Below are 12,386 nucleotides of genomic sequence, written 5' to 3' on the forward strand. Positions count from 1 at the left end.
GCGTTATGCAAGCGGGTCTGAGGCAATATTGCCCCCGCAGACCAAAACTGCCAAGCGCTCGTCTGGCTCAGGTGTATAGGCGCCACTGAGCACAGCCGCCAGAGCGGCCGCGCCTGCGGGTTCAACCACCTGCTTATTATCTTGCCAAAGCCTGCGCTGGGCCTGCGTGATGGCAGCGTCAGAAACAAGCACCGACTCTATGCCGGTAGATTGCGCCAGATCAAAGCAGATAGTCCCAATTTTTTGCGCGCCCAAAGCATTTGCCGCAACGCCCGAGACCTCAACATTCACGGGGGCGCTTGCGCTCAGTGCCGCGTGTAGCGTGGCGCAGCGTTCTGGTTCAACGGCAACAATTTTGCACCGCCCCTGAAACCATCCCAAAGCGCCGGCGATAAGCCCGCCGCCGCCCACCGCGATAAGCACCGTATCTGCATTTAGCCCCTGCTGTTCCCATTCAACGAAACAGCTGCCTTGGCCTGCAACCGTGGCCTCAGCATCATAGGCGTGAATTTGCATCGCGCCGGTTTTTTCTTCCCAGGCTTTGGCTTGTTCTAAGGCGTTTGAATAGGCCCCTGGCACCACCTGAAGATCGGCGCCGCAGGCGCGGATAAGGGAAGTCTTTGCTGGGCCGGCAATTTCCGGCACATACACGCGGGCGGGAAAGCCCAGCCTTTGCGCCGCGTAAGCCACGGCGGCGCCATGGTTGCCCCCCGAGGCTGCCACCAACCCAGCCGCGGGCGGTTCTGTGCCAAGCAAAGTGTTAAAGGCACCGCGGGTTTTGAAGCTGCCAGCGTGTTGCAATTGCTCTAATTTAAGGGTCACAGGCTGCGTTACGGTGCGGGTTTCAAATGTCACAATTGGCGTTTGTCGAATATAGGGCGTCACGCGGGCGCTCGCGGTCTTTATAAGATTGGGCCAATCCATTATGAAATCCTTGATTGTCTAATTTGGGCAAATCTACTCAAAGCTGAGGCGTGCCACAAGTCCGGGGTCACAAGCTTGGAGCGGGGGCGCGGGCTTTTTCATCCCGCTTTATAGATCTGCGGTGCCATTTGCGTCACCGGTAAAATAAAAACCCCCACGACGTTAATCATGGGGGTCAAACGACTTTGCCCAAAGGCGTGGGCTTTTACATCATATTTTCGCGTTCGGCCTTTTTACGGGCCAGTTTGCGGGCACGACGGATCGCCTCCGCTTTCTCGCGCGCCTGTTTCTCCGACGGTTTTTCGAAATGTTGCTTCAGCTTCATTTCTCGAATAACGCCCTCGCGTTGCAGCTTCTTTTTCAGAACCCGTAGCGCCTGATCAACATTGTTTTCGCGAACACTTACCTGCATGTGGTTGTCACCACCTTTCTAGATTAAAGTTGCATAAAGTCGCAGGAGCTGGTCCTCTAGCAAGGCGCGGCTATTTTGTCTAGAGTTGGCATTTAGAGAAGGTTGTGAAGAGTATGAATGATCCCCAACATGACGCAACACAAGCGTTGCTCGCGGCCATATTGATGCATGTGCCCTTTGACGGTTGGTCTGAAACCAGCTTCCGGGCGGCTTGTGCTGATGCGCAGATATCCGAGCCAGCGGCGCGTTTGCATTTTCCACGTGGGGCCTTGGATCTGGCGGTTGCCTTTCACCGCGCAGGCGATCAGGCAATGCTAGAGGCGATGCAGGCTGCGGATTTGTCAGAATTAAAAATTCGCGAGAAAATCATCTTTGCGGTGCGAACTCGATTACAGGCGGTGGCGGATAAAGAAGCGGTTAGACGGGGGTCAACCTTATTTGCTTTGCCGCAAAACACGCTTGAAGGTGCCAAATTAATCTGGGGCACAAGCGATGCCATATGGCAGGCGATTGGGGATAGCTCGCGCGATCTCAATTGGTATAGTAAACGCACAACGTTAAGCGCGGTTTATACATCCTGCGTTTTATATTGGTTGGGCGATGACAGCGTCAATTATCAAGCAACATGGGATTTTTTAGAGCGGCGTATCGCCAATGTCATGCAGTTTGAAAGCTTCAAACATAAGATGCGGGAAAACCCTGTATTCAGCCGTTTAAGCGCCGGCCCAAGCAAGATTTTCAGCAAAATCAAAGCGCCCTCTCCTTCTGAAGTGAGCTCTTTGCCCGGTCAATGGCGTGGTCGATCATGAGCGCGGTTCAGGAGCCGGAATTCGCTGCCCTTTCAAGAATGCGCGCCGTTGAGATTGAGAAACCGGGTGGTCCGTCTATGCTGCGGCTCTGCACCCGCCCTGTGCCGCAACCAAATTATGGCGATGTGGTGATCAAATTGGCCTATGCCGGGGTCAATCGCCCTGATGCTTTACAGCGCGCGGGCCTCTATGATCCACCGGCAGGGGCCAGCGATTTGCCGGGGTTGGAAGCCTCGGGCACGATCTGCGCATTAGGGGCTGGCGTGCATAATCTGCAGCTGGGTGATCAGGTATGCGCCTTACTGCCAGGTGGGGGCTATTCAGAATATGCGGTCACCCCTGCTGCGCATTGCTTGCCGGTCCCGAATGGTATGGATTTAAAGCAGGCGGCCTGCTTGCCTGAAACCTTTTTCACCGTGTGGTCAAATGTATTTATGCGCGGGGGATTGCAGGCCGGTGAGCGGTTTTTGGTGCATGGAGGATCATCCGGTATTGGCACCACAGCGATTCAATTGGCCCATGCATTTGGAGCGCGGGTTTTCACGACGGCTGGCAGCGCTGCAAAATGTCAGGCCTGTTTGGATCTTGGGGCTGAGCAAGCGGTGAATTACCGCGAGGCGGATTTTGTGGCGGCGCTGCGTTCACAGGGCGGCGCCCATCTGATTTTGGATATGGTTGGAGGCGATTATATCCCGCGCAATCTCAACGCTTTGGCCGATGATGGGCGGTTGGTACAAATCGCGTTCTTGGCAGGTCCCAAACTAGAGCTGAATTTTGTGCAGATGATGACGCGGCGCTTAACCTTAACCGGCAGCACGCTGCGCCCGCAGTCTGATTTGGCAAAAGCGCGGATTGCCCAAAGCTTGTTGCAAAACGTATGGCCGCTTCTGGAAGAGGAGCGGATTGCACCGGTGATGGATAGCAGTTTTGCTTTGGAAGAGGCTGCAGCCGCGCATGAGCGGATGGAAAGCAGCGCCCATATCGGTAAGATTGTGCTTCAGGTTTCATAAAGCTACAGCTTGCGTTGAGCAGGCTCAACCAGCCCGTGCACGCCTATTTTGCGTGGGGCTTTTTAAGAGCAGAAGACATGTGGGTTGGGCTGTGTTATCCTAGGTGTTGCCGCAGCATGCAAGAGGGCGGTTTGCGAGATATAGCGACAGGCCATGGCGGTTTGAGGGTGGCCGGTCGCACATTATAATCGGGTCTCTGCATATGAGTTAAGCAATAGGGTGCGGTCAAAGAACATGCATTAAAGTGTGCCCTAACCTTTAAAACTGGACACGGTCATCATTGACGCCGCTAGGCGCTTTTATTTACGAAATCTTGGCCTTGCCTATAAAGGCCGGCAGCAAAGAAGAAGGAGTTGCTTATGCAAGATGTGCGTCGCGGGGCGTTTGAAGTGTCAGAAACGGCCGAACAACGGTTGAAAAATATTGCCCTGGTGTTTGGTCTGTTAAGCGTCGCAGCGGTGGTTTTTGATTTTTACCCCTATACGATGTTCTTTTCACTGCCCTTTTGTGCGATTTGGATTTTTTGCGCGTGGCTGCGTAGCGAACCGCAGTTAAAATGGATCAATATTGTATTTTTTTGCCTCTATGTGTTCGGTATTTCCCGGTATTTTGGGCTGGTGTGATTTAGCCGTGCTCGGCTTTTAAAGCGCGTAATATTATAGGGTTAAATTTGTAAGAGGCGCAAAGGGAGAGCACAGAAATTCAAAAAAAACTGACGGTTTAAGCGGCGCTGAGATACCCGCCTAGAAGCGAGATGAACGCGCCAATATGCACCACCATAATGGCTCGATCTTTCCACATCACACCCACTGCGAACCAAAGCAGAATACCTGCAAAAAATAAATATATATTCCAAGGGGTGATCCCCATTCCGGTTAAACCATACCCCACCAATTGAACGGCTGTCGCCAGCCATTTTACATGATCTACTGTTTGCATATTAACCTCTATGTTAAGCTTGGCTTCGTGCGGCGCAAAAGCCTGCGCCGCACCGCCAGTCATACGGATATGAACTGCATGTTAACGGCTTTGCGCAGGTAACAGCCCGCATGGATAAAATGTTTATCTGTGATGTGACACTTAGGCTTTCACCCGCGTGGCGCTTGGATCATAGAGTGGCCGCAGTGAGGCTGTGGCTTTTATGCGCGTACCAGCAACGTCAATTTCATACGCCGAGGCCAAAAGATCCTCTCTGGTTTCGCCCTTGCAGGGCACATAACCCATGCCAATCGCAGCCCCGAGGGAATGGCCATAAGCGCCCGAGCTGAGATAGCCTACAATTTCGCCATCACGCAGCACGGGTTCATTGTGATAGAGCATCGGACCCGGATCTTGCAGTTGAAATTGCAGCAGGCGGGTGTTCAGCCCCGCCTCTTTCTTGCGCAGCACCGCATCGCGGCCGATAAATTCGGGTTTATTGGTTTTAACAGCAAACCCCAAGCCGGCTTCTAAGACATGATCTTCGCAGGTGATATCATGGCCGAAATGGCGAAAGCCTTTCTCAATACGCCCGCAATCCATCGCATGCATGCCACAAGGTTTTAGATCAAAGGCGGTGCCCGCTGCGCTCAGCGTGTCGTAAAGATGCAGCGCCATATCGCTGCTGACGTAAATTTCCCAGCCCAGCTCACCCACATAGCTGACGCGATGTGCACGCGCCAAACCTAGGCCGATTTCGATTTCTTGCATCGTGCCAAAGGGGTTGGCCTCGTTGCTAAAATCATTAGGAGATACGGCTTGCAACAGCTGGCGCGCCTGCGGGCCCATCACAGCCATCACCGCCTCGCCTGCGGTCACATCGGTGATGACAACGGCGCGGTCGTCTAAATGGCGGCGCATCCAAGTTTCATCGGCCAAGCGTGTTACGGCGGGCGTTATCACTATAAAGGCGGTTTCGCTGAGCCGGGTTACTGTGATATCCGCTTCAATACCACCTGCGTGATTGAGAAACTGCGTATAGACAATTTTGCCAATTGGTACCGATAAATCATTGCCGCAGATATAGTTTAAAAACGCCTCTGCATCGGGGCCTTCGACGCGCAATTTTCCAAATGATGACATATCATACATGCCCACGCCAGTTCTTAAGGCGGCTAGCTCTTGGGCGGCATTGTCAAACCAGTTCTGGCGTTTCCAGCTATAGTGATAGGCGCGCTGTTGGCTTGGCTTGGCAAACCAGTTGGGCCGCTCCCACCCGCCAGCTTCGCCAAAAACCGCGGCATCAGCATCGAGTTTTGAATGAAACGGGGAATGCCGGATATGGCGTGCAGAAGCTTTTTGCCGATAGGGAAAATGGTCGGCATAAAGCAGGCCCAGCGTTTCTTTTGAGCGCTCGAATAAATAATGTTTATTGCCCTGAAAAGGTTGCATTCGGTTAATATCGACATCCCCCAGATCAAAGGGCTTTGAGCCGCTCTCCATCCATTGGCTCAGCGCCATACCCGCGCCACCGGCCGACTGAATGCCGATCGAATTAAACCCGGCCGCTACCCAGACATTATCCATTTCAGGTGCAAGGCCCAAATGATAGGCATCATCGGGCGTGAAACTTTCCGGGCCGTTGAAAAACGTATGAATGCCGGCTTCACCTAACATTGGCATGCGGTTGATCGCCATTTCCAAAATCGGTTCGAAATGATCAAAATCTTCGGGCAATTGATCAAACTCAAAACTGTCAGGAATGCCATTCATCGCCCAGGGTTTTGCCTGTGGCTCAAAGGCACCTAGCATCATTTTTCCGGCATCTTCTTTATAATACGCACATTCATCGGGCACCCGCAGCACGGGAAGTTGGCTCAACCCTTTGATGGGTTCTGAGACGATATAAAAATGTTCACAAGCGTGCAGCGGCACATTGACCCCCGCCATACGGCCCACCTCATGGCCCCACATTCCGGCGCAATTCACGATCATATCGCAGGTGATATGGCCGCTACTGCCATCTTCCGCCCGCCAGTCAACACCGGTCACCCGTCGGCCTTGACGGGCAATCGCGCTGACTTTAACGCGTTCTTGGATCAGCGCTCCACCTTGACGGGCCCCTTTTGCCAAAGCCAAGGCAATATTTGCCGGATCGCCTTGGCCATCTTTGTCTAGAAATACGCCGGCCTTCACGTTTTCCAAGTTAAGATGGGGGTATTTTTCGCCGATTTCCGTTGGGGTGATTTCGTCAATATCGACGCCAAAGGCCCGTGCCATCGCGGCAGAGCGAAAAATTTCCTCTTTGCGTTCGTCAGTCAAGGCAACGGTGATCGATCCAACCCGTTTAAACCCCGTAGAGACGCCGGTTTCAGCCTCCAATGCCCCATAGAGCTCTTGCGTATATTTTGCCAGTTTGGTCATATTCGAGCTGGCGCGTAATTGCGCGATCAATCCGGCGGCATGCCATGTGGTGCCCGAGGTCAGCTGTTTGCGTTCAAGCAGCACCACATCTTTCCATCCCAGTTTGGCCAGGTGATAGGCCACAGAACAGCCGATAACGCCCCCACCGATGATGACGACACGCGCGTGAGAAGGAAGGTTTGTCATGTGCGGATACCTCGTTTTTTTGGGCGCGCTCAGGCGCGCGCTTTTAGCGGGTTAAATAATGCGATAGCCATTTTGCGAAAGTTGCTTTGCGATTTCTGCGATATGCGCTGGGCCAACTTCGCAGCAACCACCAATGATGCTGGCGCCCTGAGCAACCCAGCCCATCGCATGGGTCGCATAGGCTTTGGGGTCTAAATCCTGCCGCTCTTGCAGCGCATCCACAGTTGGCGCTTCGGTCAGGAACCCATCCGTTATTTTAGTGAATCCATTGGCATAAGCGCCAAAAGGCAGCCCAAAATCTTTTAGAATCTCAAGGCCCTCATTTACCGCTTCGGGGCGGGCGCAATTGATTAAAACGGCGTCAGGCTTATGACGGTCGAGCACGGGTTTTAAAGCCTCGAGCGGCTCGCCCGATCGCAGCGTTTTGCCATTGAAATCATCCACGGAAACCGCCAGCCAGCTGGGTGTATCGGTTTTACCCGTGGCTCTTAGAAGCCCCTCAGCCTGATCGGCCGAACACATTGTTTCTAATATAAAAACATCCACATTTGGCGCCAGCGCAGCCACGATATCTGCATAAAGCGCTTCCGCCTCTGCCGCGGGCGGGCAAAGTTCAGGGCGATAAGAGGCCACCAGAGGGCCAATTGCACCAGCAACACGGCCCGCGCCATGGGCCTGGCGCGCCGCGCAGGCGGTTTGCACCGCGCGCGCCCAAAGGGTTTCGATTTGATCGGCCAATCCCTCGCGCTCGAGCCGGTCTTTTAGAACCGGATATGTATTGGTCGTGGCCACGCTCGCCCCGGCTGAAAAATAGTCGTTATGAACCTCTCTTACCAGATTTGGTTGATCAATCAGCACCGCGGTTGACCACATAGCAGTAGGCTTTTTACCGGCGCGTTTCACCAGCTCTTGGCCAATGGATCCGTCCAATAGGGTTATGTCTTTCATGCACGCAGCCTTTCGTTTTGCGGATCCCAACTTGGCTCATCCGTTTGTACGATTGCTCTACGCCGTTCACCGTAAATTTCAACCTCAACTTCGGTCCCTGCCGCGCTCAGATCGCTGCGCAACATGCCCAAGGCCAGCGAGGCATTCACCCGATAGCCCCAAGCCCCAGAGGTGGTTTCTCCAACGATCTCACCATTGTGCCATAGCGTTGACATATAAGGTGCATCGCAGGCGCCCGCATCAACGCGCAGGGTGACAAAGCGTTTTTTGCTGCCTTGTTGTTTTTCGCTTAGAAGCGCAGCTTTGCCGGTGAACGCTTCGGGTTTGTCAAATTTCACAAACCGTTCCAGCCCGCCTTCCAGCATCGAATAATCGGTGGATAAATCACCCTTCCAGGCCCGGTAGCCTTTTTCGATGCGCAGTGAGTTCAGCGCGTACATTCCGAAAGGTTTGGCGCCGGCCTCTAGAACGGCGGCATAAATTTCCGGCATTGCATCGTTTTCGGCATGGATTTCCCAGCCCAGTTCACCGGCGAACGATACGCGGATCAGAAAGGCTTTTTCACCGACCACATTTGCCCATTGATGGGTCAGCCAGCCGCGCGATAGATCCGCATCGCTGATCATGGATAAGATATCGCGCGATTTGGGGCCGGTGACGATGAGTGTATCGCGCTCGGTTGTGGTTTCGCGCAATGAAATCTCGGCTGGCAGGCTGTTCTTGATCAATTCCCCATCATGCCATTGCGCCGTGGCGGCCGTGATCAACACAAAATTATCCACATCTAGCCGAATGCAGGATAATTCGGTGAGGATCCGCCCACGGCGATCCGCCACATAGATCAAATTCATTCGCCCGATTTTTGGAATGGCGCCGGTGCAAAACCCGCGCAGCCAAGCATCAGCCCCCGTGCCTTGGATCCAAAATCGTGAAAACCCGGGCAGGTCAAGCACGCCGCAATGATCGCGCACGGCTTCGCATTCTTCGCGGATACGCGCCTCCCATGGCCCCGCGCGGTTCCAGGTTTTGCTGGTTTCTTCGCTGGTATCATCGCCAGGTTTGGCAAACCAATTGGCGCGCTCCCAGCCGTTATAGGCGCCCATGACACCGCCCAGCTCTAGAATTTTCTGGTGATTGGGAGAAAGCTTTTTATCGCGCCCGGCGGGCCATTCATGCCAGGGGAAATGCATGCCATATTCATGGCCATAGACTTCCATGCCTTTTTGCACGCAATAATCTGGATCTGTGTAATCGGTGTAGCGCCGCGGATCGCAAGACCACATATCCCATTCGGTTTGGCCTTCGGTCAGCCATTCAGCCAGCACTTTACCCGCGCCACCGCCCTGCGCGATGCCAAAGGTAAAGACGCAGGCTTCAAACGCGTTGGGTACGCCGGGCATTGGCCCGATCAGAGGCATTCCATCTGGCGCGTAGGGGATGGGCCCGTTGATTACTTTTGACACACCGGCAGAGCCCAGCAAGGGCACCCGCGCCATCGCATCTTCAACGTACCATTCCAAGCGTTCTAAATCATCCGGATACAGCTGAAAGCTGAAATCCTCGGGCATTGGATCTTCGGGATTTACCCAATGGGCTTTGCAATTGCGCTCATAAGGCCCCAAATTCAGCCCGTGTTTTTCCTGGCGCAGATAATAGCTGCTATCGACATCGCGCAGCAGCGGCAGCTTATGACCTGATTCAGCGCTCCAGGCTTCAAGCTCGGGGATTTCATCGGTGAGCATATATTGGTGGCTCATCACCATCATTGGCAGCGTACGTCCGCCATAAGGTTTGAACCATTCGCCAACGCGCTGGGCGTAATAGCCCGCTGCATTCACCACATATTCACAGCGAATATCGCCTTTTTCGGTTTTTACAATCCATTCGTTATTTTCGCGCGCAACCCCAGTGGCGGGGGTGAACCGTAAAATTTGTGCCCCCAGATCACGTGCGCCTTTGGCCAAGGCTTGGGTCAGCTGCGCCGGATCAATATCGCCATCATTGGGATCGTATAGCGCGCCTTTCAGGTCATGTGTTTCGAGAAAGGGATAGCGGGCTTTGATCTCATCCAATCCCAAAATTTCCAGCTCCATCCCTTGGGATTTGCCCATACCTTTGGCGCGCTGGAATTCTTGCATGCGCGCGTCCGAATGGGCCAGTCGGATCGAGCCGGTGACATGGTAATTCATCGGATAATCCACAGCCTTGCCAAGCCCGCGGTAAAGTTCTGTAGAATAGCGCTGCATATTCATCACCGACCAAGAGGTGGAAAAGGTGGGCACATTGCCCGCCGCATGCCAGGTGCTGCCCGCCGTCAATTCGTTTTTTTCCAGCAGAACACAATCGCGCCAGCCGGCTTTGGCCAAATGATAAAGGCAGGACGCGCCCACGGCGCCTCCTCCGATGATAACAACGCGTGCTGTTGATGGAAATTCTGACATGGTCCCCTTACTCCTTAAGGCCAAATATTAGGATCTGTGATGTGAGGCTGGTGAGTGCGCCCACCTGCTGGGCTGCTTCGCGAATGGCGCGGCTGTGTGCCTCTGCATTAAAGTTATTTGAAGCGTTTTGAGCTAGTCTGACCATCTGCCGCTCCACTGCTGATGCTGGGGCAATTGATCGTAAACCTTATAAAAGGCGCCCTTAGACGCGGTGAAAATCTGCGCTGTTAAAGACAGCTCATCTTGGTCTTCAAGCGCGCGAGGGCTGATGGCAATTTCAGAGTGCTGCTCATCATCGTAAAATAAATTTGAGCCACAGATGTTGTAAAACCCCCGTCGAACATGCTGCGAGGATTTATACCATTGCAAGCGCGCATTGGAGTGAAAAACCAATCTTTCAGTGGGCATTGCCGTTGCGGCCCCGTAATGGCAGGCCAGCTTGCAAGATTGGCCGCATTGACAGGCGATAACATCGCGCAAGGATTTGGGGCGTTCAATTTTGATTGCTCCGCGCCCGCAGGCGCCTTTGATGCACGCCCTCATGCTCAAACCCCTTTTCCCATTTGGCTACTGCCCAATAGAACTCCGTAAAACACAAAGAAGAGTGCCATAATGCGGCGCAAATTTGTGCTGAAAACGGCATTTATTGCGGTTTGGCCTAGCTTTGCCCCGATCGCGCAATAGCAAAGGTAAGAGCATGTGGTCAGACAAAGCGCGGTGGGAAAAATCGTGCCCATTTGCGCCCATATCGGAATATCCGGCTGAACAAATTGGCTGAAAGCCGCCAGATATCCAGCGATTGATTTGGGATTGATCGTGGCGATCATAAAGGCTTTGACATAGATTTTCCGATGATCGGGTTTTTGCGCGGTAACGGGTTGCGCCGCGCTGATCCACCCCCGTAGGCCCAAATAGATCAAAAACCCTGCGCCCAACCATTTGAAAAGGTCAAATGCCAAAGGGGAGGCGGCGATGAGCGCGGTGATGCCAAATGCCGAAAGGGTTAGAAACAACGATGCTTGTGTCAGTATCGCCAGCACGCAAAAAAGCGCGGTGTTAAAGCCGTAATGCAGGGCCACCGTGATACAGTTCAGCGCGTTGGGCCCCGGCGTGGTGACAAACAATGCCCAAAAACTGACAAATATGATCCAGGCTTCAAAGCTCATCAGCGCCTCAATAGACGGGCGGCGCGATCACCCAGATCGCAACGGCCGCTGTTGTATAGGGGTTGGCATATTGAAACGCTTCTCCGCGGATGCGAAAGCTGTCGCCGGGGTGGATGGTAAAGGCTTTGCCCGCAATCACCATATCCAGTTTTCCTGATAGCAAATACCCGACTTCTTGCGTGGGGCGGCTGATGGGGGCGCTTAACGCAGCACCAGGTTCAAACGTAGAATGGAGCATTTCAAAATCATCCGTCAAATCGGGCGATAACAGCTCTTCTACCAAGCCCGCCTCGCCCGAGCCTAGAGGCCGGCGCGCGCCATGGCGCACGACAAAACCGGCCTCATCGGCGGGGGGTTCGCTTTGTCCAAAAAACACCGAGATCGAAACATCAAGCGCCGCTGCAAGCGCGCGCAAATCGTCGATAGAGGGTTGCGAAATATCGCGTTCGACCTGGCTCAGCCAACCGACTGATTTATCAACCTGTTCTGCCAAATGTGCCAAAGTTTGGCCGCGCGCTTTGCGCAGCGAACGCAGATCCGCCCCTAAGGATTTGAGTGATGATGCGGCTGCCGCGGCCATAGCTGCTCCGTGAAAAACATTACTATTTTTTCATTTTCAGACGTTAATGAAAAAATCAACTCTTTTTTCATTTTTTTTGCATGCTCAGATAGGGCGGGTTGAAGCCGAGGAACAAATTCCAAATAGGGTTAGTTTTACAAAAGCCGTTCTGGCCTTGGTTGGGGGCGCGCTCATGGCGGTTTGAATGCGGATGCTCAACGCCGTACGGGGCCTTTATTTCAGGCTTAATGTGCCTAAAAACTCAAAAAGATGCATGAACCTAAAAAGTATATGAAGAGGTTTTGGATATTAAAAATTATTCAAAAATGCAGTGTGGTCGGTGGGGCAAGCGTCAATGCTATTTGGATCATAAATCACATCGCATCTGTGCAGGGGGCAGCGCTATCCCTGTTCATTATGATGACTTGAGTATTTCATTTGGTCTTGTGAAGTTGCGATCAGAAAGCAACAGGTGATCTATCAATGAGGGTTTTGAAACCTGCATAGGCAGCAGCGATCTCTTTTTTGGTATATTTTGTGTTATTGATGGGCAAATCCCTCCCTAATGGCAGCGCAAAGCCTTGGGGAT

General features: G+C 53.3%; 12 protein-coding genes. 3 read left to right on the top strand and 9 right to left on the bottom strand.

What is annotated here, in order from left to right; genetic code table 11:
- Window positions 1-3: 3 nt before the first annotated feature.
- The gene (locus tag UM181_07855; protein ID WQC64511.1) at window positions 4-924 is read right to left on the bottom strand and encodes a threonine/serine dehydratase; all 921 of its coding nucleotides are present in this window, start codon (window positions 922-924) and stop codon (window positions 4-6) included.
- Window positions 925-1,129: 205 nt separating this feature from the next.
- Complete coding sequence (gene rpsU / locus UM181_07860) at window positions 1,130-1,336, bottom strand: 30S ribosomal protein S21 (protein ID WQC64512.1); 207 nt, start codon at window positions 1,334-1,336, stop codon at window positions 1,130-1,132.
- 113 nt (window positions 1,337-1,449) lie between these two features.
- Here rpsU and UM181_07865 point away from each other — a divergent pair, with 113 nt between their 5' ends.
- From UM181_07865 to UM181_07875, 3 genes are all read left to right on the top strand, one after another.
- On the top strand, window positions 1,450-2,145 hold the full coding sequence (locus tag UM181_07865; GenBank protein WQC64513.1) for a COQ9 family protein: 696 nt from the start codon (window positions 1,450-1,452) through the stop codon (window positions 2,143-2,145).
- Window positions 2,142-3,155 (top strand): NAD(P)H-quinone oxidoreductase, encoded by a 1,014-nt coding sequence (locus UM181_07870; GenBank protein WQC64514.1) that lies wholly within the window; start codon window positions 2,142-2,144, stop codon window positions 3,153-3,155. Before UM181_07865 ends, UM181_07870 begins: the two co-directional genes overlap by 4 nt.
- Before the next feature lie 359 nt (window positions 3,156-3,514).
- Window positions 3,515-3,778 carry a peptidase gene (locus tag UM181_07875; GenBank protein WQC64515.1) on the top strand — a complete coding sequence of 88 codons (264 nt, stop codon included), beginning with the start codon at window positions 3,515-3,517 and terminating at the stop codon, window positions 3,776-3,778.
- A gap of 97 nt (window positions 3,779-3,875) precedes the next feature.
- Here UM181_07875 and UM181_07880 read toward each other — a convergent pair whose 3' ends face one another.
- The 7 genes from UM181_07880 to UM181_07910 all read right to left on the bottom strand — a co-directional run bounded on the left by UM181_07880 (window position 3,876) and on the right by UM181_07910 (window position 11,818).
- The gene (locus UM181_07880) at window positions 3,876-4,094 is read right to left on the bottom strand and encodes a DUF6552 family protein (protein ID WQC64516.1); all 219 of its coding nucleotides are present in this window, start codon (window positions 4,092-4,094) and stop codon (window positions 3,876-3,878) included.
- A 141-nt stretch (window positions 4,095-4,235) separates the two neighbouring features.
- Entirely contained in the window at window positions 4,236-6,683 is a 2,448-nt protein-coding gene (locus UM181_07885) for an FAD-dependent oxidoreductase (protein WQC64517.1), read from the bottom strand.
- Between the two features lie 51 nt (window positions 6,684-6,734).
- Window positions 6,735-7,631, bottom strand: a complete 897-nt coding sequence (locus UM181_07890) for a homocysteine S-methyltransferase family protein (protein WQC64518.1) — start codon at window positions 7,629-7,631, stop codon at window positions 6,735-6,737.
- Window positions 7,628-10,072: an FAD-dependent oxidoreductase gene (locus tag UM181_07895; protein ID WQC64519.1), complete on the bottom strand. Its 2,445-nt coding sequence runs from the start codon at window positions 10,070-10,072 to the stop codon at window positions 7,628-7,630. The genes UM181_07890 and UM181_07895 overlap by 4 nt, the downstream gene beginning before the upstream one ends.
- A gap of 132 nt (window positions 10,073-10,204) precedes the next feature.
- On the bottom strand, window positions 10,205-10,615 hold the full coding sequence (locus tag UM181_07900) for a hypothetical protein (protein WQC64520.1): 411 nt from the start codon (window positions 10,613-10,615) through the stop codon (window positions 10,205-10,207).
- Window positions 10,616-10,617: 2 nt separating this feature from the next.
- Window positions 10,618-11,238 (bottom strand): LysE family translocator, encoded by a 621-nt coding sequence (locus UM181_07905; GenBank protein WQC64521.1) that lies wholly within the window; start codon window positions 11,236-11,238, stop codon window positions 10,618-10,620.
- Between the two features lie 7 nt (window positions 11,239-11,245).
- Window positions 11,246-11,818: an XRE family transcriptional regulator gene (locus tag UM181_07910; GenBank protein WQC64522.1), complete on the bottom strand. Its 573-nt coding sequence runs from the start codon at window positions 11,816-11,818 to the stop codon at window positions 11,246-11,248.
- Window positions 11,819-12,386: the final 568 nt, after the last annotated feature.

The sequence above is a fragment of the Alphaproteobacteria bacterium US3C007 genome, from assembly GCA_034423775.1.
Lineage (GTDB): Bacteria > Pseudomonadota > Alphaproteobacteria > Rhodobacterales > Rhodobacteraceae > Thalassovivens > Thalassovivens spotae.